This window comes from Flavobacterium anhuiense (genome assembly GCF_004151235.1).
Taxonomy (GTDB): Bacteria; Bacteroidota; Bacteroidia; order Flavobacteriales; family Flavobacteriaceae; genus Flavobacterium; species Flavobacterium anhuiense_A.
The window spans coordinates 16,874-43,497 of sequence record NZ_JUIV01000021.1; the positions used below are offsets into that span (position 1 = coordinate 16,874).

At 33.6% G+C, this 26,624-nt stretch carries 30 protein-coding genes; 21 read left to right on the forward strand and 9 right to left on the reverse strand.

Translation table 11 applies throughout. From position 1 onward, the window contains the following. Nucleotides 1–18: 18 nt before the first annotated feature. From gcvH to NU08_RS19350, 12 genes are all read left to right on the forward strand, one after another. Nucleotides 19–399 carry a glycine cleavage system protein GcvH gene (gene gcvH / locus NU08_RS19295; protein ID WP_129748712.1) on the forward strand — a complete coding sequence of 127 codons (381 nt, stop codon included), beginning with the start codon at nucleotides 19–21 and terminating at the stop codon, nucleotides 397–399. After that, entirely contained in the window at nucleotides 392–775 is a 384-nt protein-coding gene (locus NU08_RS19300; RefSeq protein WP_129748713.1) for a VanZ family protein, read from the forward strand. The genes gcvH and NU08_RS19300 overlap by 8 nt, the downstream gene beginning before the upstream one ends. 114 nt (nucleotides 776–889) lie before the next feature. Next, the gene (gene deoC / locus NU08_RS19305; RefSeq protein ID WP_129748714.1) at nucleotides 890–1,633 is read left to right on the forward strand and encodes a deoxyribose-phosphate aldolase; all 744 of its coding nucleotides are present in this window, start codon (nucleotides 890–892) and stop codon (nucleotides 1,631–1,633) included. Nucleotides 1,634–1,652: 19 nt separating this feature from the next. Next, nucleotides 1,653–3,776, forward strand: a complete 2,124-nt coding sequence (locus NU08_RS19310; RefSeq protein WP_129748715.1) for a gliding motility protein RemB — start codon at nucleotides 1,653–1,655, stop codon at nucleotides 3,774–3,776. 159 nt (nucleotides 3,777–3,935) lie between these two features. After that, nucleotides 3,936–4,838, forward strand: a complete 903-nt coding sequence (cyoE, locus tag NU08_RS19315) for a heme o synthase (protein WP_129748716.1) — start codon at nucleotides 3,936–3,938, stop codon at nucleotides 4,836–4,838. Nucleotides 4,839–4,840: 2 nt separating this feature from the next. Continuing rightward, nucleotides 4,841–5,428 carry a heme-copper oxidase subunit III gene (locus tag NU08_RS19320; RefSeq protein WP_129748717.1) on the forward strand — a complete coding sequence of 196 codons (588 nt, stop codon included), beginning with the start codon at nucleotides 4,841–4,843 and terminating at the stop codon, nucleotides 5,426–5,428. A gap of 42 nt (nucleotides 5,429–5,470) precedes the next feature. Further along, on the forward strand, nucleotides 5,471–6,454 hold the full coding sequence (locus NU08_RS19325) for a cytochrome c oxidase subunit 3 (RefSeq protein WP_066032786.1): 984 nt from the start codon (nucleotides 5,471–5,473) through the stop codon (nucleotides 6,452–6,454). An 18-nt stretch (nucleotides 6,455–6,472) separates the two neighbouring features. Beyond that, nucleotides 6,473–6,823 carry a cytochrome C oxidase subunit IV family protein gene (locus NU08_RS19330; protein WP_008467363.1) on the forward strand — a complete coding sequence of 117 codons (351 nt, stop codon included), beginning with the start codon at nucleotides 6,473–6,475 and terminating at the stop codon, nucleotides 6,821–6,823. A gap of 79 nt (nucleotides 6,824–6,902) precedes the next feature. Further along, nucleotides 6,903–7,544, forward strand: a complete 642-nt coding sequence (locus tag NU08_RS19335; RefSeq protein ID WP_129748718.1) for a hypothetical protein — start codon at nucleotides 6,903–6,905, stop codon at nucleotides 7,542–7,544. An 11-nt stretch (nucleotides 7,545–7,555) separates the two neighbouring features. Beyond that, complete coding sequence (locus tag NU08_RS19340; protein ID WP_129748719.1) at nucleotides 7,556–8,242, forward strand: SCO family protein; 687 nt, start codon at nucleotides 7,556–7,558, stop codon at nucleotides 8,240–8,242. A gap of 2 nt (nucleotides 8,243–8,244) precedes the next feature. Next, entirely contained in the window at nucleotides 8,245–8,787 is a 543-nt protein-coding gene (locus tag NU08_RS19345; RefSeq protein WP_008467360.1) for a DUF420 domain-containing protein, read from the forward strand. After that, nucleotides 8,777–9,037, forward strand: coding sequence for a hypothetical protein (locus tag NU08_RS19350; protein ID WP_129748720.1), 261 nt, complete (start codon nucleotides 8,777–8,779; stop codon nucleotides 9,035–9,037). Before NU08_RS19345 ends, NU08_RS19350 begins: the two co-directional genes overlap by 11 nt. 17 nt (nucleotides 9,038–9,054) lie before the next feature. On the opposite strand, the gene NU08_RS19355 is transcribed toward NU08_RS19350, so the two are convergent. Beyond that, nucleotides 9,055–10,461, reverse strand: a complete 1,407-nt coding sequence (locus NU08_RS19355) for a DUF4403 family protein (RefSeq protein WP_129748721.1) — start codon at nucleotides 10,459–10,461, stop codon at nucleotides 9,055–9,057. Between the two features lie 177 nt (nucleotides 10,462–10,638). On the opposite strand from NU08_RS19355, the gene NU08_RS19360 reads away from it, so the two are divergent. The 7 genes from NU08_RS19360 to tsaB all read left to right on the forward strand — a co-directional run bounded on the left by NU08_RS19360 (nucleotide 10,639) and on the right by tsaB (nucleotide 18,547). Beyond that, complete coding sequence (locus NU08_RS19360) at nucleotides 10,639–11,340, forward strand: ABC transporter ATP-binding protein (protein WP_129748722.1); 702 nt, start codon at nucleotides 10,639–10,641, stop codon at nucleotides 11,338–11,340. Continuing rightward, a complete protein-coding gene (locus NU08_RS19365) occupies nucleotides 11,333–12,577 on the forward strand; it encodes an ABC transporter permease (protein WP_129748723.1) in 1,245 nt (414 codons plus the stop codon). Before NU08_RS19360 ends, NU08_RS19365 begins: the two co-directional genes overlap by 8 nt. A 2-nt stretch (nucleotides 12,578–12,579) precedes the next feature. Next, the gene (locus NU08_RS19370; RefSeq protein WP_129748724.1) at nucleotides 12,580–13,845 is read left to right on the forward strand and encodes an ABC transporter permease; all 1,266 of its coding nucleotides are present in this window, start codon (nucleotides 12,580–12,582) and stop codon (nucleotides 13,843–13,845) included. A gap of 37 nt (nucleotides 13,846–13,882) precedes the next feature. Continuing rightward, nucleotides 13,883–15,004 carry an efflux RND transporter periplasmic adaptor subunit gene (locus NU08_RS19375; protein WP_129748725.1) on the forward strand — a complete coding sequence of 374 codons (1,122 nt, stop codon included), beginning with the start codon at nucleotides 13,883–13,885 and terminating at the stop codon, nucleotides 15,002–15,004. A gap of 85 nt (nucleotides 15,005–15,089) precedes the next feature. Further along, nucleotides 15,090–16,541: a TolC family protein gene (locus NU08_RS19380; protein WP_129748726.1), complete on the forward strand. Its 1,452-nt coding sequence runs from the start codon at nucleotides 15,090–15,092 to the stop codon at nucleotides 16,539–16,541. Between the two features lie 6 nt (nucleotides 16,542–16,547). Further along, nucleotides 16,548–17,840 carry an efflux RND transporter periplasmic adaptor subunit gene (locus NU08_RS19385; protein WP_129748727.1) on the forward strand — a complete coding sequence of 431 codons (1,293 nt, stop codon included), beginning with the start codon at nucleotides 16,548–16,550 and terminating at the stop codon, nucleotides 17,838–17,840. A 32-nt stretch (nucleotides 17,841–17,872) separates the two neighbouring features. Then, nucleotides 17,873–18,547, forward strand: coding sequence for a tRNA (adenosine(37)-N6)-threonylcarbamoyltransferase complex dimerization subunit type 1 TsaB (gene tsaB / locus NU08_RS19390; protein WP_129748728.1), 675 nt, complete (start codon nucleotides 17,873–17,875; stop codon nucleotides 18,545–18,547). Nucleotides 18,548–18,553: 6 nt separating this feature from the next. Here tsaB and NU08_RS19395 read toward each other — a convergent pair whose 3' ends face one another. The 3 genes from NU08_RS19395 to NU08_RS19405 form a co-directional block, all read right to left on the reverse strand. After that, nucleotides 18,554–19,366 (reverse strand): mechanosensitive ion channel family protein, encoded by an 813-nt coding sequence (locus NU08_RS19395; protein ID WP_091136593.1) that lies wholly within the window; start codon nucleotides 19,364–19,366, stop codon nucleotides 18,554–18,556. Between the two features lie 85 nt (nucleotides 19,367–19,451). After that, nucleotides 19,452–19,859, reverse strand: a complete 408-nt coding sequence (locus tag NU08_RS19400; RefSeq protein WP_129748729.1) for a YtxH domain-containing protein — start codon at nucleotides 19,857–19,859, stop codon at nucleotides 19,452–19,454. Nucleotides 19,860–20,005: 146 nt separating this feature from the next. Continuing rightward, the gene (locus tag NU08_RS19405) at nucleotides 20,006–20,905 is read right to left on the reverse strand and encodes a NifU family protein (RefSeq protein WP_129748730.1); all 900 of its coding nucleotides are present in this window, start codon (nucleotides 20,903–20,905) and stop codon (nucleotides 20,006–20,008) included. A gap of 143 nt (nucleotides 20,906–21,048) precedes the next feature. On the opposite strand from NU08_RS19405, the gene NU08_RS19410 reads away from it, so the two are divergent. Then, entirely contained in the window at nucleotides 21,049–22,038 is a 990-nt protein-coding gene (locus NU08_RS19410; RefSeq protein WP_129748731.1) for a type IX secretion system membrane protein PorP/SprF, read from the forward strand. A gap of 10 nt (nucleotides 22,039–22,048) precedes the next feature. Further along, entirely contained in the window at nucleotides 22,049–22,567 is a 519-nt protein-coding gene (locus NU08_RS19415) for a gamma carbonic anhydrase family protein (RefSeq protein WP_129748732.1), read from the forward strand. Nucleotides 22,568–22,636: 69 nt separating this feature from the next. Here the strand turns inward: NU08_RS19415 and NU08_RS19420 are convergent, their stop codons facing one another. From NU08_RS19420 to NU08_RS19440, 5 genes are all read right to left on the reverse strand, one after another. Beyond that, complete coding sequence (locus NU08_RS19420; protein ID WP_242502603.1) at nucleotides 22,637–23,386, reverse strand: LytR/AlgR family response regulator transcription factor; 750 nt, start codon at nucleotides 23,384–23,386, stop codon at nucleotides 22,637–22,639. Between the two features lie 71 nt (nucleotides 23,387–23,457). Next, complete coding sequence (locus NU08_RS19425; RefSeq protein WP_129748733.1) at nucleotides 23,458–24,168, reverse strand: intradiol ring-cleavage dioxygenase; 711 nt, start codon at nucleotides 24,166–24,168, stop codon at nucleotides 23,458–23,460. Between the two features lie 12 nt (nucleotides 24,169–24,180). Then, nucleotides 24,181–25,296, reverse strand: a complete 1,116-nt coding sequence (locus NU08_RS19430; RefSeq protein WP_129748734.1) for a sensor histidine kinase — start codon at nucleotides 25,294–25,296, stop codon at nucleotides 24,181–24,183. Further along, the gene (locus NU08_RS19435; RefSeq protein ID WP_129748735.1) at nucleotides 25,297–25,629 is read right to left on the reverse strand and encodes a DUF4907 domain-containing protein; all 333 of its coding nucleotides are present in this window, start codon (nucleotides 25,627–25,629) and stop codon (nucleotides 25,297–25,299) included. Then, nucleotides 25,616–26,623 carry a Kelch repeat-containing protein gene (locus NU08_RS19440; protein WP_129748736.1) on the reverse strand — a complete coding sequence of 336 codons (1,008 nt, stop codon included), beginning with the start codon at nucleotides 26,621–26,623 and terminating at the stop codon, nucleotides 25,616–25,618. Before NU08_RS19440 ends, NU08_RS19435 begins: the two co-directional genes overlap by 14 nt. Between the last annotated feature and the right edge of the window lies 1 nt (nucleotide 26,624).

The following is a 26,624-nucleotide window of genomic DNA, read 5'->3' on the forward strand; positions in this document are numbered from 1 at the left end:
TTTTCAAACACAACTATTATGAGCATACCAGCAAATTTAAAGTACACAAAAGATCACGAATGGGTTAGCATCGAAGGTGATGTTGCAACAGTGGGAATTACTCATTTTGCACAAAAAGAGTTAGGAGATATCGTGTATGTTGAAGTAGAAACTTTAGATCAGACACTTTCAAAAGATGAGGTTTTTGGAACTGTTGAAGCTGTAAAAACAGTTTCTGATTTATTCTTACCATTATCAGGAGAAATCATTGCGTTTAATGATGATTTAGAAAGTGCTCCTGAAACAGTAAACTCAGATCCTTACGGAGCTGGATGGATGATTAAAATAAAAATTGCTGATGCATCAGAAATCGATTCTTTATTGTCTGATGAAGCTTATAAAAATTTAATCGGTGCCTAAACAACTCTTATTAATTTGGGCAATTATCTGCTCTGGAATCATTACTTATTTTTGCTTGACAGATTCTAGTAATATACCAGCGGTTAATTTTCCAAGTATTGATAAAATTGTACATTTCTGTTTTCATTTTGGATTCACCATTTCTTGGATTTTATTTTTCAAGAAAGAATTAAAAGGAAAAGATGCGGATGATTATAAAGCTTATTTGATTTCGTTTATATTTTCTGTTTTTTTTGGAATTACAATCGAAATTCTTCAAAGTGCCCTTACGCTAACAAGAGCTTCAGATGTTACAGACGTTTTGGCAAATGCGCTTGGAGCAGTTGTGGCAGTTTTCTCAGCAATAGGATTTAAAAAGCAAATCGATAAAATATAATTTTAGAAACCCACTTCGGTGGGTTTTTTATTACAAGAAAATCAAGCGTTTAAAAGCTATGTTTTTTCAATATAAAATGTACTTTTGTGCTGGTTTCCTGCAACTTCTATCAAAATGAATGTAAAGCAATATTTGGACTCAACGTATTTAAAAACTGCATCGCAAGCTGGTCTTTCGGAAGCAGAAAATACTATTGTAGTCAAAAATGCAATTGCCGAAGCAATTCAAGAAGGTTTCAAACTAATTATGATTCGCCCAGAATATGTAGCTTTGGCCAAACAAATGATAGCAGAAGCCAATTCTGTCCTATTAGTCGGAACAGTGATTGATTTTCCGGAAGGGAAGTCAAGTTTGGAAGATAAGATTAAAGAAGCAAATGAAGCCATAGCCAACGGAGCTGACGATCTAGACTTTGTCTGCAACTATGAAGCATTCAAAAATGGCGATCTCGATTTAGTAAAAAAAGAAATCCTGATCGGAACACAAATTGGATTGGCAAACGATAAAACAGTAAAATGGATTATTGAAGTTGCAGCTTTAACAGATAAAGAAATTATTCAGCTATCTGCCTTAATAAAACATGTTGTAGTATCTAATTTTAAAGAAGATGATTTTGAATCTGTTTTTGTGAAATCGTCTACTGGTTTTTATAAAACAGAAAATGATCTTCCAAATGGAGCAACGGTTCCATCAATAATTATGATGCTCGAAAATGCTTCACCGCTATCGATAAAAGCAGCCGGCGGAGTCCGTTCATTTGAAGAAGCAGCTGAGATGATTCGTTTAGGAGTAAAACGTATCGGAACTTCAGCAGCAAAAGCAATTGCAAACGGAGAAATATCCCCAAATCAATATTAAATAAATACCCAAATTTTAAGTGAATAAGTTTTTTTTGTCCCTTGTCTTAATTTTTTCATTCTCTATTGTTTTTTCTCAACAAAATGGTAATTCTTCGGTTCAGCCTGGTTTTACAGCAGAAATGTTTCCAGTTTTTCCTAACTGCAAAAATTTAGATAGTAAAAAATTAGAAACCTGTTTTTATAAAGAAGTTCAAGATTTTGTTTTTAGCAATTTTCAAGTGCCAGAAAAATTAAAACAGAGCAATTATAAAGGGGCAGTAAAATTACTTTTTGAAGTAAATGGCGAAGGAGAATTTAAAGTAATTTATGTTTCTGCTGAAACAGAAGAATTGTCTGAAGAAGCAAAAAGAGTTTTCGGGACATTTCCAAAAATAAAACCTTCAACTTACAACGGAAAACCAACGTATTCTAAATACACGATTTCTATTGATATACCGCTAAAAAGTTCTGCACAACTTGCGGCAGAAGCTCAGGCAGCAGCAGAAATAGAAAAGCAGACGGCAAAACCAATGACAGAATTAGATAGTATCGTGTATAAAAAATACCGAAATCCAGAATTCGATAGTCATTTAAATATTCCTTTTTCGCATAGTTATTATGCTCAGTTTGATGCAGAGATGAATCAAGTTGGAAGCAATAACCATACAGCTTCTAAGCCGTATACGTATGCTGAGGTTTCAAAGTATTATAATTTGAGAGCGGTGAATGAATCGTTGCAGAAAAAAACTTCAACTTGGCTAGGAAGAAAGTGGTGGAATGAAAACCTAGTGCAGATTCAAGGAGAAGATTATTGGTTTTCTTTAAACCCAATTGTAGATTTACAAATGGGTAAAGCTTCAGATCTGGATGCTTCTTACACTTACGTGAATACTAGAGCTCTTAATTTTAGAGGAGGTTTAGGAAAACAGATCAACTTTACAACTACATTTTTTGAAAGTCAAGGAAGATTTGCAGGATATTTTAATGATTATGCTGAGTCTATTAAACCATCAGGAGGAAATCCAGCGATCATTCCTGGAGTTGGAATTGCAAAAAGATTCAAAACAGATGCTTACGATTTCCCTTTAGCGGAAGCGAATATTACTTTCGCACCAGGAAAAATATTTGATTTTCAATTAGGTTACGGAAGAAATTTTATTGGGGATGGTTATCGTTCTTTGTTAGAAAGCGATGGAGCAAGTCCGTACCCATATTTTAAATTGAACACCAAATTCTGGAAAATCAAATATACTAATACGTACATGTGGATGAAAGATGTTCGTCCAGAAGTAACGGCTGAAAAAACTTACGCGACAAAATTTATGGCCAATCACTATTTGAGCTGGAATGTTTCGAATAGAGTAAACTTAGGTTTTTTTGAATCTGTAGTTTGGACAAATACCAATAACAGAGGTTTTGATGCTAATTTTGTGAATCCAATTATTTTTTACAGAGCAGTAGAATTTGGTTCTTCATCTAAAAGCGGAAATGCGCTTTTAGGAATTACAGGAAAATACAAATGGAATAATAGTATAAATCTGTATTCGCAATTTTTGATTGATGAGTTTTCTGTTTCTGATGTTGGGGCAGGAAATCAAAGCTGGAAAAACAAATTTGGATTTCAGTTTGGAGCAAAATATTTCAATGCATTTAATGTAAAAGATTTATTAGTACAGGTTGAGTATAATCGTGTGCGTCCTTATGTTTACTCGCACAGCGCTGTTATTACAAACTACGGACATAATAATCAAAGTGTTGGTCACCAATGGGGCGGGAATTTTAAAGAACTTATTGCAATTGCGAGATACCATAAAGGGCGCTGGCTTGCAGATGCTAAGCTGACAGTTGGAACAAGAGGATTAGATTTTGATACTGCACAAGACTCTTATAACTATGGTGGAAATATCTATAAAAGCTACGATGTAAAACGTCCGTACGATACAGGTGTCAAAATTGGACAAGGAAATAAAACAAATGTTTTTATTGCCGATGTTCAAGGAGGTTATTTAATTAATCCAATGACAAATTTGAAACTGTTTGGAAGTTTAATCTACAGAAATTTTGATCCGACTCAAGAAACAGCAACAACTTTTAAACAAAGTACGACTTGGTTTAGTATTGGTTTACGTTCAGATATTTTTAACTGGTATTTTGATTACTAGTCTTTTTAATAAGATTTTTCGAAATAATAGTGTTAAAGAATGCTGAGATCTTAATTTGTAAAGGTTTTATTGAAAAAAATCTATTTTTATAGGTTAATATTCTACAATCTAATTTGTACATTTGCACCACTCAAAAAAAATACACAAAATACAACGGTATTGAACGCTGCAAAAAATACATTATCAATCAAATCAATATTTCTAGATTTCAAAGAGATTACTAAAGCTGGTTTGGCTATTAGTGTATTGTTCTCTTCAATTGCTGGATATTTATTAGGAGTAGATTCTGATCATCCTTTTGAATGGAGTGTTTTGGCTGTTTTGGCAGTTGGCGGTTACTGTATGGTTGGGGCTTCAAACGCTTTCAATCAAGTAATCGAAAAAGATATCGATTCTCTAATGGATCGTACCAAAAATCGTCCGGTTCCTTCAGGACGTATGTCTCCTAAAGTAGCTTTATTGGTAGCGAGTCTGCTTACTATTATTGGTATTGCGCTTCTTTATACAATAAACGCGAAGTCTGCAATGTTTGCTGCGATTTCTATATTCTTATACACAAGTGTTTATACGCCATTAAAAACAGTAACTTCGTTGTCTGTTTTTGTTGGAGCTTTTCCTGGTGCGATTCCATTCATGCTAGGTTGGGTAGCAGCGACAGGCGAATTTGGTATTGAGGCAGGAACTTTATTTTTGATTCAATTTTTTTGGCAGTTTCCACACTTTTGGTCTATCGGATGGTTTTTGTATGAAGACTATGAGAAAGCAGGAATCTTTATGCTTCCGACAGGTAAAAAAGATAAAGGAACAGCTTTGCAAATCATATTGTATACAATTTGGCTTATCATAGCATCGTTATTACCAGTATTGGGTTTTACGGGGCAATTGTTTATTTCTCCAATTGCAGCAGTTTTAGTGTTTCTGTTGGGGATTTGGATGCTTTTTTATGCAGTTCGTTTGTATAAGTTAAGAACTCCAAAAGCAGCGAGAACATTAATGCTGGTGAGTGTTTCTTATATCTCACTTTTGCAGATTGTATTTATAGTAGATAAATTTTTAAGATAGTTATGGAAATGACATTAAAAACAAATGAAGAACAAGTAAGAAAATCAAAATCGGCAAAACTGATTCTGCTTTTCGCAATGGTTAGTATGGCCATGATGTTTGCTGGTTTGACAAGTGCATTTGTAGTAAGTAAATCAAGAGCAGACTGGTTGAAGAATTTCGAACTTCCTTCGGCCTTCTATTGGAGTACAGCAGTAATTATTGCTTGTAGCGTTACTTTTCATTTGGCAAAAAAAGCCATTCAGAAAGACAATAGAAGTGCGGTTACAGGATTGCTTCTTGGAACTTTAGCTTTAGGAGTTTTATTTGTGGTATTGCAATTCAAAGGATTTGGACAAATCGTTGCTGAAGGGTATTACTTTACAGGAGAAGGTAGTTCAATTACTACAACTTTCCTTTATGTGGTGACAGTTACACACTTGTTGCACTTAGCTGGCGGATTAATTTCACTTTTAATTATAATTTATAATCATTTTAAACAAAAATACAATTCGACTCAAACTCTTGGCATAGAGCTAGGTGCGATGTATTGGCACTTTTTGGATTTATTATGGGTATATTTATTTTTATTTTTATATTTCTTTAAATAAGAAAAAAACGTAAATTTGGGAACTTTTTAACGAATATCTTTTATGGGAGCGACAGTTACTACTGCAAACAACGACGAAAAAACTTGGGGAGGCGGTCACAATGAGCCTTTAGGAGCAAGTTATGGTAAAATGATGATGTGGTTTTTTATCGTATCAGATGCCTTAACATTCTCTGGATTTCTAGGAGCTTATGGTTTTTCTAGATTTAAATTTATCGAAACTTGGCCTTTGGCTGATGAAGTGTTCACTCACTTCCCATTTATGCATGGTGTTGCGGCTCCAATGTATTATGTAGCTTTAATGACTTTTATTTTGATCTTTTCTTCTGTAACAATGGTATTAGCTGTTGATGCAGGACACCAATTGAAAAAGACAAAAGTTGCTATTTACATGTTCTTAACTATTATTGGAGGTTTAATCTTCGTTGGTTCTCAAGCTTGGGAATGGAAAAACTTCATTAAAGGAGAATATGGTGCAGTTGAAACAGTTGGAGGAAGTTTACTTCAATTTGTGGATAAAGATGGTAAAAGAGTAGCTTTAGCTGATTTTGCTGTTAAATTGCCAGAGCAAAGAGAAGCTTTAACAAGAAGCAAATCAACTTGGTTTATGGAAGATGCTCAGACTCTTCCTACTTACACAGTTGCTGAAGTTCAGGCTGGTTTTAAAGCTCATCCTGAAATTTTAATTAGAACAGAAAAACTTACAGATAAAAAGAAAAAGACAATCTTATCAAGAGAAGAATCTGAAAAACATTTAGCTAGTGCTAAATATGTAGTAGAAGGTGCTAACTTGATTAGAAACGAGTACGGTAATAAATTATTTGCTGATTTCTTCTTCTTTATTACAGGTTTCCACGGATTCCACGTATTCTCTGGAGTTATCATCAATATCATTATTTTCTTTAATGTATTATTAGGTACTTACGAGAAGAGAAGAAGCTACGAGATGGTAGAAAAAGTTGGATTATACTGGCACTTCGTAGATTTAGTTTGGGTATTTGTATTTACAGTTTTCTACCTAGTTTAATTTTAGAATTTAATTATTATGTCACACGAGCACGTATCAAATACAAAAAGAATCTGGTTTGTTTTCGGATTGCTTTCAGTAGTAACTACAATTGAAGTTATCTTAGGTATCTACAAACCTGCATCATTAGAATTTACTCATTTTATTGGTTTGAATTTGTTAAACTGGATTTTCTATATCCTTACAATTTTCAAAGCATATTATATTGTATGGGCATTTATGCACATGGAAGGTGAAAAAAGCAGCCTTAGATGGTCTGTAGTTTCTCCTGTTATCTTCCTAGTTTTATATTTATTGTTTATTCTGTTAACAGAAGGACATTATATTTATGGGGTTTTTAAAGATTCTACTATTAAATGGAATTTTTAACATGATATTAATTCGAAAAGAGTCCCGATAACATCGGGATTTTTTTATTTTTGTACCTCAATAATTCTTCGTTAATACAATGAAAAAAAATATAGTTCTCTTTGTACTTTTTGTATTGCCAATTGTAGCGTATTTATTTTTTGCTTCTGGTGTAAATAGTTTTACGACACTTCCTGTAATAACACCTAAAGTGGCTGATTTTGGAAATTGGAATTCATTAAACGGAAAAAAAATCTCCCTTGATAAAAAAATTACTGTATTAGGTTTTTCTGGTACAAACATTCTTGAAAATAGAGGTAATTATTTCAACTTAAACGAAAAAATCTACAAACGTTATAATGGTTTTGAAGATCTTCAGTTTGTAGTGCTGTGTCCAACTGGAACTGAAGCGGAAGCTCAAAAAATTGTTGATGCTTTGTCTCCTTTTACAGATGTTAAAAACTGGAACTTTGTTTTTGCTCCAAAAGAAGAAATACAGAAGTTCTACGACGGATTGCATTTAAAAGAAAAACTGAATGAGAATCTTGGAACTTCCAATGTTTATATTATCGATAAAGAACGTAATCTAAGAGGAAGAAAAGATCCAAAAGAGTATAAAGAAGGATACGATACTTTTCACCCATCAGAGTTAAGCAATGAAATGCTGGACGACTTCAAGATTATCCTTTACGAATACCGCGCAGCTTTAAAGAAAAATCATAACGCCACAAAGCAACTTTAATATCATTTATAATGTTTAAGAACAAATCATATATTGGAATCTCTTTTATCATTCTGATTTTTGGGATTTATGCCATTCCTAAAATTGTTGATCGAGTTAAAAACGGTGACGTTGTAAAAGGAAATCGTTTGGATAATGTTGGAGTAAAATCTTCAAAAGAAGCTAAACTTTTGACAATTGGACCAGCGCCAAAGTTCGAATTGACAAACCAAGACAATGTAAAAGTTTCAAATGAAACGTATAAAGGAAAAGTATATGTTCTGGAATTTTTCTTTACAACTTGTCCTTCAATTTGTCCAAAGATGAACATGAGTATGCTGGAGATAGAAAAGACCTTTTTTGGAAATCCAAACTTCGGAATTGTTTCCATTACAATTGATCCAAAACATGATACGCCTGAGGTTTTAAAAGATCACGCAAAATTGCTTGGAGTGAAGTCTTCTAATTGGAATTTCTTGACTGGGGACAGAAACGTAATTATGGATTTGTCTAATAAAGGATTTAATCTTTATGCAGGAGAAAATGATAAAGTAAGTGGTGGATTTGAACATTCTGGTTTGTTTGCTTTAATTGATAAAGATGGAAACATTCGCTGCAGAAAAGATGAATACGGAAATCCGAATATTTATTATGATGGTCTAGATAAAAAAGGAGTAAGAGATATTCAAGAAGACATTAAAATTTTATTAGCAGAATAAAAATGGAAGATAATACTTTAGAGAAAAAATTTAGCAAATTTATTATTGCGGTTTCAATAATAATCCCTGTTGTTGTAGCAATTTTGTTTGGAGTTAAATTAAAAGATTTTGGAGTTAATGTAGAGCCCCTATCTTTTTTACCTCCTATTTATGCAACTACAAATGGTATTACAGCTGTAGTACTGGTTTGGGCTGTTTTAGCAATTAAAAAGGGAAACCAAAAATTACACGAAAGATTAATGACTTTTGCAATTGCATTGTCGGTTGCGTTTTTGGTTATGTATGTAGCGTATCATATGACTTCGGATTCTACAAAGTATGGAGGAGAAGGGGCGTTGCGTTACATTTATTTCTTTATTCTTATAACGCATATTTTACTGTCAATTGCCATTATTCCTCTTGTTTTAATTACGTATGTAAGAGCGCTTGCGCAACGTTTTGACCGACATAGAAAAATTGCTAAAATCACTTTTCCGCTTTGGTTATATGTGGCAGTAACGGGAGTGATTGTTTATTTAATGATTTCGCCTTATTATGTACACTAAAAATAAAATCCAAAAATCAAATTACAAATTCCAAAGTTTCATTTTTGGGATTTGTATTTTTTTAATTGGAATTTCAGTTAATGCTCAATGTGCGATGTGTCGTGCTGCGTTAGGTGGAGATTCTAATATTAAAAAAGCTGAAGCAGTAAATGATGGGATTGTTTACCTAATGGTGATTCCATATTTACTCGTATTGATAATAGGATATTTGATTTATCGAATGTATTCTAAAAAGAAAAAAGCAGTGTAATTTTACACTGCTTTTTTTTATTTAAGTCCGTTAACTGAGACATTCACTGTTCCGTTTATTTTGATGAAAGCTATAATGGCCTGATTGGTTAGCTGAATTTTATCAAACTGGATATCTTCCATTTTTCCATTTACAAATACGCCCGGCATTGGCGAATAATTCTTCAGGTAGCTCGCCATGCTTTTTTTGCCTTCATCCAAATTCGGCTGAATAGAATATCGGCAGCTTTCTTCCATTTTTCTCAAAATGTAGCCTTGTGCAAGCCAGTTTGCTGTGCGCATCAATTTGCTTTTGGTGTCCAAAACATAATCTAATTTTTCAAAGTAAATTTCTTTTGCCTGAGCATTATATGAAGGGAAGCCATTCAGATAAAGTGTTCCATTGATAGAGCCTAAAACGTCTAGAGCAATTACCATTTTGCCATCTTTATGCCAGATAGAAACATTTTTTACAGTCACTTTTTTACTGCCAGAACCAAATTCCTGACCTGCAAAATTCTTGGTCATAATTTTAGAGGCATCTACATAACTTGAAATTGCGGCAATATTGGCAGAAATCTGATTTGGGATTTTGGCAACAGGTTTCAGAACAATTTTACTTGCGCTATATTTTGATTCTGGCTGTTTGCCAACGATAGTTTCCATGTTGCATTTCATGCCCATGTCAAGCAAGAATGAATCGTTTTTAAGTTTGGCGTTTGTCGAATATATTTCGATCGGAACAATTCGAAGCCAGCTTTCGTAAGTGTCACTCATTTGAAAAGGGGTACAGATTTTTTCAACCGCTTGAAGAACATTAGGCTTAAAATCCATTGATTTTTCGATCGCTTCGTCTATTTTCTTTTCCAACTTGCTTTTAAAAATAGAAATAGCAGGATTGATCAAATACGTAATCGGCATATTTTTGCCAAATATTGTCATAGTAGGGCTTTCGTTCCAATCAAGAGATTTAAACTCTGTTTTTGTAGTCAGTTTCCAATTGGTTAGAGCAGTTTCGCTAGAAAGTGTTATAACTCCGTTTAAGTTAAATTCTCTAACATCGTACAATTCTACTCCCAGTTTTTTTGTGCCAATTCGGTACTTGATATTCGCTTTAAGCGGTAAAATGGTCTTGATTCTTTTGTCAAGATTTGAAGGGTCATTTTGAATCTTAATTGGAGCCTGTTTCCAGATTTTCATTTCGATATCATCGTCTTCGATGTTGTTGTCTTCATAAATTAAACCGTTAAGCAAAGAGTTGGTCTGATTTTCAATATCGCTTAATTTGATGGTTATAGGAAGGTTGATAAAAGAAGGATTGCTGTCATAAATTAACGGACTGGCATCGTCTGGTTCAGGTTTTAATGTTTCTAATTTTTGAGCCGATGAACAGCTCGTTAGTACCGCAAGTACTATAAACATTGAAATAATAGAACTAAGCTTCATTTAAGATGATTTTTATTATGAGGTAAAATTACGAAAACAATCATATTTTATGTAAAAAGTGTAACAATAACAAAAAAATGCAGTCTAATACAAAATAGGTAACAAAAGTATTAACTTTTTATTATCATAAATTACTTAATAAAAACGTTATTATTGTCTAAAAAAAATAACAAAACCATGATCGAAATTAAAGATTTACATAAATCCTATAAGATGGGAAGTTCAGAATTACATGTATTAAAAGGCATTAATTTTAATATAGAAGAAGGAGAATTGGTTGCGATCATGGGGTCATCTGGTTCTGGTAAATCAACACTTCTTAATATTTTAGGAATTTTGGATGAAGCCGATTCTGGAAGTTATATTTTGGACAAAACTCCAATAAAAAAATTAAACGAAACCCTTGCGTCAAAATACCGTAATAAGTTTTTAGGTTTTGTTTTTCAGTCTTTTAATTTGATTAATTATAAAACAGCATTGGATAATGTTGCAATGCCTTTGTATTATCAAGGAGTTAAAAGAAAAGAGCGTTATGATATTGCAATGAAATATCTTGAAAAAGTAGGTTTGGGTTCTCACGCTCACCACTTGCCAAACGAACTTTCTGGAGGTCAGAAACAGCGTGTGGCTATAGCAAGAGCATTGGCATCAAATCCGAAAGTTTTGCTTGCAGATGAGCCGACAGGAGCCTTAGATACTAAAACTTCGTATGAAGTTATGGAACTTATTCAAGGAATTAATGATGAAGGAAAAACAATTTTGATTGTTACTCACGAGCCGGATATTGCAGCAATGTGCAAAAGAAATGTAGTCCTAAAAGATGGATTAATTATCGATGATAAAAAAGTAGAACAAGTTAGAGCTTCGTCTTATGTTTAATATTGAACGCTGGCAAGAAATATTTGAAGCCATTTCTAAAAACCGTTTAAGAACATTCTTAACAGGTGTTTCTGTGGCTTCGGGGATTTTTATTTTGGTAATCCTGCTTGGTGCAGGTAAAGGTCTTCAAAACGGAATTGAAAAACAATTTGAACGTGATGCGGCTGGAATCATTGAGGTTTGGTCGGGAACAACGACTAAAGAGTACAAAGGATTGAATCCAGGGAGACAGATTCAATTTCGCAATAGCGATTACAATCAATCGGTTCAGAAATTTGAAGATAAGTTGGATCTTAGAGCTTCGACAAATAATTACTGGGGACAGGCTTTTGCTTACGGAAAAGAATCTGGAAGTTATCAGTTTAGAGGAGTAAATCCAGATTATGGCGGAATTGAAAATTTAACCATAGTGCAAGGCCGTTATATCAATGCTAAGGATTTGGAAAGCAACGCAAAAGTGGCTGTTATCGGGATGAAATTGAAAACCGATCTGCTTAAAGATAAAGAGGCAATAGGAGAAGAAATCCTGATTAACAATATCAACTTCAAAGTAGTGGGAGTTTTTACAGATCCAGGAGGAGAAAGAGAAGAAACTCGAGCTTATTTGCCATTGACTACAGTTCAGAAAACATTTGGCGGAGGCGATAAAATCAGCAACTTGTTTTTTACCTTAAAAAAGACGCAAGATTATGATGAAGCCTTGGCTCAATCAGAAAAATTCACACAAGATTTAAAAGATTTATTAAAGAGTAAAAATGTTGTTGCGCCAGAAGATGATGGTGGTGTAGGGGTTTACAATTCGGTTAAAGATGCCAAACAGTTTTACGATTTAAATTTATATATCAGGCTTTTTTTCTGGTGGGTTGGTATATGTACAATTATCGCTGGTGTTGTTGGGGTAAGTAATATCATGCTTATTATTGTAAAAGAACGTACAAAAGAAATTGGAATTAGAAAAGCGCTTGGAGCTTCTCCTTTTTCAATTATTACCATGATTCTTCACGAATCCATTTTTATCACGACCATCGCAGGTTTTGTCGGATTATTGGCCAGCCTTGCATTATTGGAATTTGTTGGGCCGATGGTCCAGAGTGAATATTTCAGAAATCCTGAAGTAGATTTTAGTGTAGCTTTAACTACTTTGGTATTACTTGTTTTTGCAGGAGCAATGGCAGGATTTTTCCCAGCCTACAGAGCAGCCAAAATTAAACCTATTGTAGCACTTAGAGACGAATAATTATGTTTAAAAAAGATAATTGGGACGAGATTTTACAGGCCTTAACCGCCAACCCTTTCAGGACTATCCTGACGGCTTTTGGTGTTTTTTGGGGTATTTTTATCTTGGTAATTTTACTTGCTGCGGGTAATGGCTTGGAAAATGGTATTAAAAAAGGTTTTGATGGAATTGCAACCAATACCATGTTCATGTGGAGTCAGACTACTTCAAAAGCTTATAAAGGTCTGCCCAAAACAAGACGTTATGACTTTAGAAATAGTGATGTAACCGCTTTAAAAGCAGCATTGCCAGATTTGTTATATGTATCGCCAAGAAATCAATTAGGTGATTTTAACGGAACCAATAACGTGGTAAGAGGTACTAAAACTTCGGCTTTCACAATTTATGGAGATTATCCAGAGCTGATCAAACAGCAGCCAATGGATATCATTAAAGGAAGATTTGTAAATCAGCAGGATATTGAACAAAGAAGAAAAGTCTGTGTGATTGGAAAAGGGGTTATTAGCGAACTTTACGGTAAAGAAGAGGAAGCTGTTGGAACTTATATAAAAATTAATAGCATCAATTTTATGGTTGTTGGGGTTTATAAATCTAAACAGCAAGGAGGAAATGCAGAACAGGAGCAAAAGAATATTTTTATTCCTTTTACAACCTTTCAGCAAGCCTTTAATTATGGTGATAAAGTAGGATGGATGGCGCTTACCGCGAAAGATGAAACTTCTATAACCGATTTAAAGCCTAAAATTTTAGAGATTATAAAATCATTACATTCTATAAATCCGACAGATGACAGAGCAGTTGGAAATTTTGATTTGTACGAGCAGTTTAACAAAGTGCAAAGCTTATTCAATATTTTGAAAGTAATTGCCTATTTCGTAGGAACATTAGTTTTGATTTCTGGTGTAATCGGAATTTCGAATATCATGTTGATTGTGGTTAAAGAGCGTACCAAAGAAATCGGAATTAGAAGAGCTTTAGGGGCAACACCTGGAGCAATTAGAAGTCAAATATTAACGGAGTCTATATTTTTAACCATTATTTCAGGTATGCTCGGAATTGCTGTTGCCACAGGAATTATAGCAGTCTTAAATATGGCATTAGACTCGATGCCTGCAGATCAAAATACGATGTTTGCCAATCCGACAGTAGATTTGGGAGTTGTATTTGTGGCATTAATTATATTGGTCGGATCAGGTTTGCTGGCCGGATTTATCCCAGCACAGACCGCCATCAATGTTAAACCTGTAGATGCATTAAGAACAGAATAAATTATCAATCAAAATAAATCGATTAAACCCTAGACAAATGAAAAAAGGAGTAACCGTAACCATTTTAATATTTATCGCAGTTGTTTTTTTTGGAGCGCTATACTATTTATATGCTAAAAACCAAGAATCACCGATTGTATTTAAAACGGAAAAAGCAGAAATTAAAACTATCGTAAAAAATACTATTGCGACAGGTAATATTCAGCCTGATGAAGAGGTTCTAATCAAGCCAAATATCTCAGGTATTATTGAAGAAGTGTACATTAAAGCGGGTGAAAAAATCAAAGCTGGCGATATGATTGCCAAAATTAGAGTTGTGGCAAATGTTTCGAATGTAAGCAACTCTCAGAATCAGGTGCAGACCGCTAAAATAGCATTAGACAATCAGGAAAAAATCTATAAAAGACAGAAAACATTATTTGAGAAAGATGTTATTTCTGCAAATGATTATGATGCTGCTTTGCTAGCTTACAATCAGGCAAAACAAAATTATTTGGCTGCAAAACAAGGTTTAGACATCGTTAAAACAGGAACAACTTCTTCTTTGGGAAGTTATGCTAATACATTAATTCGTTCTACAGTAAACGGAATGGTATTGGATGTTCCAGTAAAAGTCGGTAACCAAGTTATCGAAAGTAATAACTTCAATGAAGGAACTACAATTGCAAGTGTTGCCGATGTTGGAAGAATGATTTTCATTGGAAAAATTGATGAATCTGAGGTTGGAAAAATTAAAGAGAAAATGCCAATTGAAATTACAATTGGTGCAATCGAAAATAAAAAATTTGATGCAGTTTTAAATTATATTGCTCCCAAAGGAGTTACAGAAAACGGAGCAATCCAGTTTGAAATTAAAGCTCAAATGGTTAACAGAGATGATACTTTTATTAGAGCAGGTTTAAGTGCCAATGCTTCAATTATTTTAGAAAAAGCAGAGAAAGTTTTGGCAATTAAAGAGTCTTTAGTTCAATTTGACAAAAAAACACAAAAGCCTTATGTAGAAATTGAAACTGCTCCACAGAAATTTCAAAGAAGAGATTTGGTTCTTGGGGTGAGCGATGGAATCTACGTTCAAGTTAAAAGCGGCGTTAATGATACAGATAAAATTAAAATCTGGAATCAGGGCTTAATTAACGAAGGAGACAAAGAAAAAAAATAAGCTAATTTAAAAGGTTAAGGATCTTTTTGGTTTTAAAAATGTTAAATTTGCGTAGTTCGGTTTACTGCGCCTTCATTAAAAGTATATGAAAATAAATAAATATAATAGTCTGGTTATAGCATTGTTATTTGGTTTTGGACTAACTGGACAGGCGCAATCAAAAAAATGGACTTTAGAAGAGTGTGTGAGATACGCACTTGAAAATAATATTACGATCAAGCAATCTGAACTGGATTTGAAAAATGCCGATATTGATAAAAAAGTGGCGTTTGGTAATTATCTTCCATCTGTAAACGGGAGTGCTTCTCACTCTTGGAACATTGGTTTGAACCAAGATGTTACAACAGGTATTTTACGTAACCAAACTACACAATATTCTTCAATAGGATTAAATGCGGGAGTAGATATTTACAAGGGTTTGCAAAATCAAAATACTCTTAGAAAATCGAAATTATCAATAATTGCATCGCAATACCAATTGTTAAAAATGCAAGAAGATATTTCTTTGAATGTTGCTAGTGCATTTTTACAGATTTTATCTAACAAAGAAGATTTGAAAGTTAAAAAAGAACAGTTGTCAATCGATGAGAAAAGATATGCTCGTTCAGAAGAAATGGTAAATGCTGGAACCATTCCACGTGGAGATTTGTTCGATTTGAAAGCTACTGTCGCAACAGATAAGCAAAACATAGCAGTTTCTGAAAACAACTTATTGATTTCTAAATTGAGTTTAGCTCAGCTTTTACAATTAAAAGAATTTGCAGATTTTGATGTTGTCGACGATACAAATGCGATGGATGAAAACAATATTTTGGCTCAAAGCCCTATTGAAATCTACAATAAAGCAAAAGAAACAAGAACAGAGCTAAAATTAGCTCAGACAAATTTGGAAATTGCAGAAAAAAATGTTGCTATTGCCAAAGGAGCTTATCAGCCAACCTTGAGTGCTTTCTACAGTTTTAATACTAGAGCAAGTTATTCTGATATTGTAGTGGGTTCTACACCAAATACGGCAAATCCTACTTCTCAAATTGGATATGTTCAGGGAACCAATCAGGCAGTTTTGCAGGATAATTATATACCGGTTGTGGGCAAAGCGGATCCAATTTTAGATCAGTTTAAAGATAATAAAGGACAATCTTTCGGATTCCAGCTCTCTGTGCCTATTTTTAATGGTTTCTCAGTAAGAAATAATGTAGAGCGCAATAAAGTAAGTTTAGAAAAATCTAAAATAGATTTAGAGCAAAAAAGTTTAGATTTGCAACGTAATGTTTATACAGCGTTTACAGATGCAAGAGGAGCTTTAAATACTTATGAATCGGCTACTGTAACTTTAGAGGCAAGACAGCAAGCTTACAATTATGCAAAAGAAAAATATGATGTAGGTTTAATGAATTCGTTCGATTTCACACAAGCTCAAACATTATTGACTAATGCACAGTCTGATGTTATTAGAACAAAATACGATTACATGTTTAAAATTAAAATATTAGAGTTCTATTTCGGGATTCCAATTGTTCCAATTATTACAAAATAATTTATTATGCAGAAAAAAACAGTTTATTCTTTATTAGGAGTTGCGGTTGTTATTATCGTGGCTTTGGTTGGTCTTTCTAAGGCTGGGGTAATAGGGAATAAGGACGAAGGAAAAGAAGTAGAAACTGCAAAAGTTACGGCATCAACAATTGTTGAAACAGTTTCTGCAACAGGAAAAATCCAACCCGAAATTGAAGTTAAAATTGCCTCGATGGTTTCGGGCGAGATTATTTCACTTAATGTAAAAGAGGGGCAGGTGGTTAAAAAAGGCGATTTATTGGTAAAAATAAATCCAGATTTATATACCTCAGGATTAGAAAGATCTGTTGCAAATTTAGCTGGAACAAAAGCAAGTCTTACTCAATCTGACGCAAGTTTTAAAGAAGCAAAAGCAAATTATGAGCGTAATAAAATATTATATGACAAAGGTGTAATCTCAAAATCAGATTGGGATAAAGCCATTTCTACTTTTGAAGTTGCCAAAGCAACAAAACAAAGCGCTTATTATAATGTTCAAAGCGCTTCGGCATCTGTTACAGAAGCTAGAGATAACTTAGGAAGAACAACAATTTATTCTCCTGCTGACGGAACTATTTCTGTATTAAATGTAGAACTGGGAGAAAGAGTTTTAGGAACGCAGCAAATGGCAGGAACTGAGCTTTTGCGTGTTGCCAACCTAAACAATATGGAGGTCGAAGTTGATGTGAATGAAAATGATATTGTAAAAATTAAAATCGGGGATGAAGCAAATGTTGAAGTTGATGCTTACTTGAAAAAGAAATTTAAGGGAGTTGTAACCAGCATTTCTAATTCTGCAAGTACAACATTAACTTCAGATCAGGTGACGAATTTTAAAGTTAAAGTTCGAATCCTGAAAGAGTCCTATCAAGATTTGTTAGAAGGAAAACCAAGCACATATTCTCCTTTCAGACCAGGAATGACAGCTACGGTTGATATTGTTACAACTACAAAAACAAATGTTTTGGCAGTGCCAATTAGTTCTGTTGTAGTAAAATCAGACACTACAGCGGTAAAAGATTTTAAGGTTGAAGATCCAAATGAAGATAAAAAAGCGGCTCCAAAAAGCGATAAAAAATTCGAATGCGTTTTTGTAAAAGTTGGAGATAAAGCTAAGATTAGAATCATTAAAACAGGAATTCAGGACGATACTAATATTGAAGTAATGTCTGGATTAAAACCTGGTGATGTTGTTATCACAGGGCCGTACACAACAGTTTCTAAAGAACTAAATTCTGGAGATAAGGTAAAGCTTAAAAAAGCAGAAGCTCCAAAGAAATAATATAATACCACAATAATTTAAAATTTAATATTTTGTCTTTTATTCTCAATATCGAAACGGCTACTAAAAATTGTTCAGTATCTATTGCAAAAGATGGTCAAACTATTGTTTGCAGCGAATTGGCTGATGAAGGATATTCGCATGCCGAAAAACTTCATGTTTTTATTGAAGAAGTTATTGCAAAAGCAGGAATCTCAGCTCAGGATTTAAAAGCTGTTGCGGTTAGTCAGGGACCAGGCTCTTATACAGGTTTGAGAATTGGTGTTTCGGCAGCTAAAGGCTTGTGTTATGCTTTAAATATTCCGTTGATTGCTGTTGATACGATGCAGACTTTGGCGTCGCAAGCTGGAGTTGCAGACGGAAAAATTATACCTATGTTAGATGCACGCCGTATGGAAGTTTACAGCGCCATTTTTAATTCTGATTTGACTATTGAAAGAGGTATTAAAGCCGAAATTATAGATGAAAATTCATTTCAGGAATATACAGACAAACTTTACTTTGTTGGTGATTGTGCTGATAAGTGCAAAACTGTTTTAACAAAAAACAATTTTGTGTTTTTAGAAAACATTAAATACCCTTCGGCGCAAGCCATGAGTAAAATCAGTTTTGATAAGTATCAAATAAGCGACATTGTAGATGTCGCTTATTTTGAACCTTATTATTTAAAAGATTTTATTATTACTGCTCCTTCAAAAAAGGAATAATATTTTTTATTTCTGTATTGTGTAAGGCTGAATAGCAATTCCTGCTTCATCCAAAGCTGTTTTGCAATTTTCTAATGTTTCAGAAAAAACCGCTCCATAATTGGCATTTTTTGCCCAAGGACGAACAGCAAAATCTATTGAACTTGCAGAAAGGTTTTTTACAAAAACTTCTGGTGCAGGCGTTTTCAATACTTTTGGATTATTGTTCAACACTGCTAAAAGTACTTCTTTAGCCTTTCTGATGTCAGAATCATACGAAATAGAGAAAGTCAAATCGGCTCTTCTTTCTCCTTGCATAGAGTAATTAATAATGTTTCCATTAGATAAAGCTCCATTCGGAACAAATACCGTCTGGTTATTTCCAGTTAGCATCTTAGTTACAAAAATCTGAATTTCAAGAACAGTTGCAATAACTCCTTGAGCTTCTATAGTGTCTCCAACTTTAAACGGTTTGAAAACGATAATAAGCATTCCGCCGGCAAAATTTGAAAGAGATCCCTGCAATGATAAACCAACAGCAAGACCCATTGCTCCTAAAATAGCTACGAACGAAGAGGTTTCAATTCCTAATTTAGAAATAAAGGTTACAAATAATAAAATCCGTAGCGCCCACAATAAAATATCGGCTAAGAATTTTGTTAATGTAGGATCTAGATTTCGCTGAATCATTACTTTTCGAATGATTCTGTTGATTAATCTGATGGCATATAAACCAACAAATAGAATTAAAAACGCAGAAATAAGTTTTGGCGAATAATCAACTAAAATGTCAATAAATCGACTGATGTATTTACTGACTTGTTCTGGACTAAGATTCATGATTTTAAAATAAAAAACCTTCTCAAAAGAGAAGGCATATTAACAGTGCAAATATAAAAATATTTACATTATCAGAAAAGCGCGTTTAAGCTTTGTCAGCGGCTTCATCTGCTTTTTCTTCTGCTTCTGCAGCAGATTTTTCGCTTACATCGGCAACTGTTTCAGAAACATTTTCTGAGGTTTCAGAAGTCAAAGATGCTGTTTTTTCTTTGACAGTATCTACAACGTCATTTATGGCTTCAGATGCTTTATCTGCATACTCGCTTACAGTTTCTTTTGCTTTTTCAGCATATTCTGAAGCGCGGTCAATAATTGGCTCCGAAACTTCTTTTACTTTTTCTATTGTTTCTTCCGCAAAAGCTTCAGCTTTTTCAATATACGGTGCAGCAGCTTCTTTTGCTTGTTCAAAAGTCTCTTCGGCATTATTTGCCAATTCAGTTACAGACTCTTTGGTTGAGCCAAATAAATTTTTAAAAAATGAAGATAATCCCATGGTTTTTAATTGATTGGTTAAGAATACAATATTAATTAATTTTATAGAACTACTCGTTTTTTTAATGATAAATAATTGAAAGCTAGAGATTAATAATAAAAAAAGCGTCTCATTGAGACGCTTTGAACATAATGTATTTTATGAGATTAAGCATTTACCGCTTCTACTTTTATAGCGTCATCATTCAGCATGCTTTTCAGCATATTCTCGATACCGCTTTTTAAAGTAAATGTAGAAGAAGGGCATCCGCTACAAGCACCTTGCAACAATACTTTTACCGTTTTGTCATCTTCATTATAAGACTCAAAAGCAATATTTCCTCCATCGGCAGCTACCGCTGGTTTTACATATTCTTCTAAGATGTTAATGATTTGCTGTGATGTAACATCCAGTTTATCAAAAGCTTCATCTTTTGTTGCTTCAGTTTTTGCTTTAGTTTCGATTAGGCTTTCATCTAAAACAGTTCCTCCGTTTTCGATAAATTGTTTAATGAAAGTTCTTAATTCTAAAGTGATTTCGTCCCAGTTATTGATTTCATATTTTGTTACTGAAATATAATTTTCGTCAATAAAAATTTCTTTCACATATGGGAATTTGAACAATTCCTGAGCTAATGGAGAAGAAGCAGTCTGGTCAATATTTTTATATTCTACAGCATTGCGAGTAAGCATTCTGCTCACAACAAATTTCAGTGCAGACGGGTTTGGAGTTGTTTCTCCATATACTGTAATTGGCTGTTTTTTTGGTTTTGTTTCATCAATTTTAATGATAACGCCACCTTTGTCAACAAAAGTGCTGATTTGTTCAGCGACAGCATCTTTCACATCATCCCAATCTACAATGCTGTATCTTTCGATAGCGATAAAATTTCCAGAAATATAAACTGTTTTAACAAATGGCAGATAGAATAATTGCTGTGCAAGAGGAGAAGCTTGCGCTTCATCGATATTTTTGAACTCAAAGTTTTGATTCTGAGTGATGAAATCTTCAAATTCAAACTTTAAAATAGTTGGATTTTGAGTTTCTTTTATAGTGATTTTAGTCATGATAATATATTTTTTGCAAATTTACTAAAGTTATTTTCTACTAATGGCTATATTTGATTTTTTAATAAAATAATTAAGACTCTTTTCAAATAAATCGTGTTAAATTGCAAGAGTGAAAATTATCTGGATACAATATTGTCTTTATGAAATTAAAAATCAAGGTTTTATTAATTTTTCTCATTACTGCTTTCCACTCTTATTCCCAGGAGGGAATACCTGTTTATTCTGATTATTTGTCTGATAATTATTATCTTATTCACCCTTCTATGGCAGGTGCAGCCAATTGCGCCAAAATAAGATTAACAGCTAGAAAACAATGGTTTGGAGAAGAAGATTCTCCTTCATTGCAAACTTTGAGTTTTAACGGAAGAATTGGCGAACGTTCTGGAGCTGGGATTATTGTTTTTAATGATAAAAACGGATATCATTCTGAAAAAGGTGTAAAATTGACTTATGCGCATCATATTATGTTTTCGAGAGATGAACTGGATTTAAATCAGCTGTCTTTTGGAATTAGCGGAGGTTTGATTCAAAACCAATTAGACGAAACAAAATTTGGAAACACATTTGATCCAATAGTTTTTGGTTCCATTCAGAAAGATTCGTATTTCAATATTGATGTTGGAGCTTCTTATAATTATTTGAATTTCTATGCACACGCAACAGTTCAAGGATTATTAGAAACAAGAAGAGAATTATATTCAGATTACGAAAGCGATAATCTTAGAAAGTTTTTATTGAGTGCTGGTTATGTATTTGGTAAAAACGACAATTGGACTTGGGAGCCTTCGATTCTTTTTCAGCTATTTGATCAGACAAAAGAAAAAACACTCGACATAAATATGAAAGCCTACAAAAACATGGATTTTGGAAGTCTATGGGCTGCATTATCTTATAGAAGAGGTTTTGATGGCGCACAATATGTTTCAGGAAGTGGCGTAGCATCTCAGAAATTACAATACTTTACACCAATTATTGGAGTTAACTTTAAGAATTTTATGTTTGCTTATACGTATTCTCAAGTAATGGGAGATGTTAAGTTTGACACTGGCGGATATCATCAAATTACTTTAGGAATTAATTTGTTCTGTAAAAAAGAGCGTTACGATTGTAACTGTCCTGCCATTAACTAAATTTATTTTTATGCTGATTAAATCTGTAAACGGAAAATCACCTCTTATTCCAGAGGATTGTTATGTGGCCGAAAATGCTACTATTGTTGGAGATGTTACTTTTGGAGAATCTTGCAGCGTTTGGTTTAATGCTGTTGTAAGGGGAGATGTTCATTTTATTAAAATTGGAAACAAGGTAAACATTCAAGATGGAGCTGTAATTCATTGTACGTATCAAAAACACCCAACGATTATAGGAAATAACGTTTCAATTGGCCATAATGCAATTGTTCACGGTTGTACGATTCATGATAATGTTTTAATCGGAATGGGAGCAATTGTAATGGATAATTGCGTGGTAGAAAGCAATGCTATAATTGCTGCAGGGGCTGTAGTTACTCAAAACACGGTTGTAACTTCTGGAAGTATTTATGCAGGTGTTCCTGCCAAAAAAGTAAAAGACATTGATCAGTCTGATTTTGCAGGCGAAATAGAACGTATTTCGAATAATTACGTAATGTATTCGAGTTGGTTCAAAAACGAAGAATAGAAATTCCAAATTCCAAGAGTCTAGGCTTTTTGGAATTTGGAATTTTCTTTTTTTTGAATTTCAAAGAAATTAGAGGTTGATTTTCTCGAAGAAAGTATTTTTGTAGCTTTCACTGATTGGAATTCTTTTATCGCTTATTAACACCTTATTTTTCTGAATCGATTTTACATGTTTGATATTAATAATGTAAGATCTGTGAATTCTGGCAAAACCTTTGCTTGAAAGCAAATTTTCAAGTTTTATTAGACTAATTAATGTCAATGTAAATTTATTATCTGTAGTGTAAATTTTGACATAATCTTTAAGGCCTTCAATAAAAAGGATATCGGCAAAATTCAATTTTACGTTTTCATATTCAGCTCGAACAAACATAAAATCTTGTTCTATTTCAGGCGTATTACTGCTTTCTGTAAGAGTTTGAGTTGCCGTGGGATGTAAAACTTGTTGTGCTCTAACAACTGCTTTTAGAAATCGGTGAAACGGAATTGGTTTTACCAAATAATCGACGGCACCGAGATTAAATCCTTCTACGGCATAATCAGAATAAGCAGTTGTGAAAATGACTAGAGGTTTTTTCTCGATAGTATTTAAAAAGTCAATTCCAGAAAAATGCGGCATCTGAATATCCAGAAAAATCAAATCGACATTATTCTGGTTAATAAATGAAACGGCATCGATAGCATTATTGAAAGTGCTGATCAGTTCAAGAGTATCTACTTTTTTGACAAAATCCTCTAATAGTTCTACCGCTAAAGGTTCGTCATCAATAATTACACATTTCATCTTTTCTGGATTAGTTTTTAAAATTTCATTTCGCATTCAAAAGTAGTTTGAAACCAGTAAATTAAGTTTTAAAATTTTCATAAAATACTGGTTTTTACAAATCAAAATTATGCGTTAACGGTTATCGTTTTTGTAAGTGTATATCCATCTGTTAGGTTGCCAGTCATTGTAGCCAATTCCTCAGCTAAACTATCGGCAAAAATATTGTCCCTTGCATTTGTAGTATCTGCCTGTCCATGTGCAGCATAATTTGTGCTTGAATATACTTGACTAGAAATTGTTTCCGGAAAGGCAATCTGTGTTACCAATAATGAATTTCCTGCGTTGGATAAAACTTCTACATGAATATGCGGAGCTCTTCCTTGATACCAGCCAGGATAAATAGAGATAAAAGAAACTTCTCCATTAGCGTTTGAAGTTTGTCTTCCTCTCAAGAAATGGACAGAAGTATAATCGGTCTGCTGCATTTGAGTGCCTCCGTATTCAGAATAATTTCCGTCTTTGTCACAATGCCAGACGTCGACCAAAACTCCCGAAAGAGGTTCGCAATTGTTATTCTTGTTTTCAATTTTTAAATTGATCAATAGCGCAATTCCAACCCGGTCAGATTTGATGTTTTCTAAAACCAGCTGACTTGGCGTTTTGATAGGGAACGGGCCTTTTGTCTCTGAAGGAGAAACAGTACAACTTCCGTCTCCAGAATTGCTAGAGTCGCTATCATCATTGTCACTTTTTGAACATGATTCTAAAAATTTTGAAGCGGTTGCCAATGAAGCAATGCCCAAAATACCATTTCGGATAAATTTTTTTCTGTCCATAATCAGTTGTCTTTAATCTATTGCGGTTTTAATTTCGTCTAACTTTAAATTTAGATGAACTCGGTAATATTTATTATTCTGAGTAATGGTTAGTGTGTGTGCATTTGGATAAAGAAGATCAAGGCGGCTTTGAATATTTACTAATCCAATTCCTGAGTTTTCGGGATCCTTTACATAATTTTCAATTGCATTTTCGATCCAAAAATCAAGATTGTGATCTGTAATAAGAATTTTGATTTTTACGTGGGCTGCGCCTTTATAATCGGTTCCGTATTTAAAAGCATTTTCTACAAAAGAAATCAATAACAAAGGCTCAATAAATTTGTTTTTGGTATCTCCATGTACATTAATCACAATGTCTTCAATATTATTTAATCGCAGTTTTTGCAATTCGATATAATTCTGAATATAATTGACCTCTTTTTCTAAAGCCACCGTTTTGTTATCTGTTTCATACAGCATATAGCGCATTAGTTCAGACAAGGTCACGATGGCATCAGGGACCAAATCAGATTTTTTGTGTGCCAAAGAATAAATACTGTTTAAAGAATTAAATAAAAAATGCGGGTTGGTTTGTTTACGCAAATAGATTAATTCAGTATTTGTTCTATGTGTTTCGGCGATTAGTTTATTTTGCTGATTGTTATAAAATTCAGTTAATGTTCTAATAATTGCAGAAATCGTAATAATCAGGATATAGAAAAATGATGGAGCAATCTTGAAAAAAAATGGCTGTCTCATTTCTATTCTGTGACGCATTCTACCATCTCTTGGAAAAAAATGCGGATCACGAATAATGGTGTCAGCATGCATCATGTTTTCGGGCCTTAAATGTCTAAATTCAGGAATAAAATAATTTAATCGTATTACCAGAAATAGCGCAATCAGACCAATGGCACATGCGCCGTACAGCCAATATTTTTTTTGCAGCAGATAATTTGGAACCAAATAAAAATAGTTCAGATAAAACAAGAAAATCCCTGAAAGCCATTGGGCATAAAAATCATTGTCGAGCTTAAACGGACTTTCATAAAACTGAATTAATGAAGTCAGAATAAAGAAAATCCAAATCATGAAATGGAATAATATTTTGTTATAGCCTGTATTTTTAATGGTATCGATCTGCATTTACAATTTTATTTTTAATAAAATTAGTTCATTTTTGTTTACCGTTGGGGATAAGTTTTGTTTGAGTTTCTGTTTTACAAGACCAGCAACTTTTAGAGCATCGCTTTCTGTTTCAAAACTTTTAGTGTCACTTATTACAGGAATAATGGATTGTTTAATTATGATTTTTTCTTTGTAGGCAATTGTATAACCCCATCCAGAATTTGTTTTGAAAGATGCAGATGTTAAAGCTTCTTTTTTTGTGCATGCACTGAAAAGTAAAAGGACTGTAAAAACCATTAAATTCTTCTGGATATTACTCCAGAAGAATTGTTTAATATTAGTTATCGTCATCGCTTTGTTCGTCTAATGGCTTAAATTCCCAGGCATCATCAAAGTAAGTAGAACCAATTCGTCCTAACATATAGAATCCGCGGTTATTGATGGCAAAACCAACAGCATCGGTTCTTGTTGCGCCTTCCATTGGAGTTCTTTCTGTCCATAAATCAGTTGACGGATTGTACTCCCAAACTGTTTTGATGTTTTCACCTCCTACAACATATCCTAAACCATTCATAGAAAAACTTGAAGCATTAGAACGTACAATCGCATAATCGTCGTTGTAGCTGTAATCGTCATCAGTATCTTTATCAATATCACGTTTTCTTGTCCAAACATCTGTTGATGGATCAAACTCCCAGAAATCTTCTTGATAAACACCATTATTTACACCTGTTACCAAATATGCTTTGTCTGCAATTGTAAATACAGTTGCATTACGTCTTTTGTTACCGCTAAAACCATTTACTAGAGTCCAAGTATTGGCTTGATCATCGTATTGATAAAAATCCTTTAGATAGTTTCCGTCATAACCCGTTCCAAAATAGGCTTTACCGCCAACTTGAAAACCTACAGCTGCATAACGTGCCGTTCCTGCAAAATCTGTTTTTTGTGTCCAGCTGTTTGCAGTAGGGTCGTATTGATAAAAGTCTTTCAGCTTGTTTGTTCCGTCATAACCAAGACCTACATAACCTTTTTCGTTTAATGCAAAACTAGAAGCAGAACTTCTTCCAACACCACCAAAATCAGCTTTTTGTTCCCAATAATCTCCATTTGAATTGTAAACCCAAAGATCTTTTAAATAAACGTCGCCAGTATAACCACCTACTACGTAAGCATAATCTCCGATAACAAAGCTTGTAGCACTAGATCTTGCAGGGCCATCAAAGGCTGATTTTTTAATCCAGTTTCCTACCAAATCATCATCGTCATCATCATTGCTGCAGCTTATAAAAAAGAGGCTTGAAAAAAGCGCTGTGAATAAAATTCCTTTTTTTAGATTAATCATA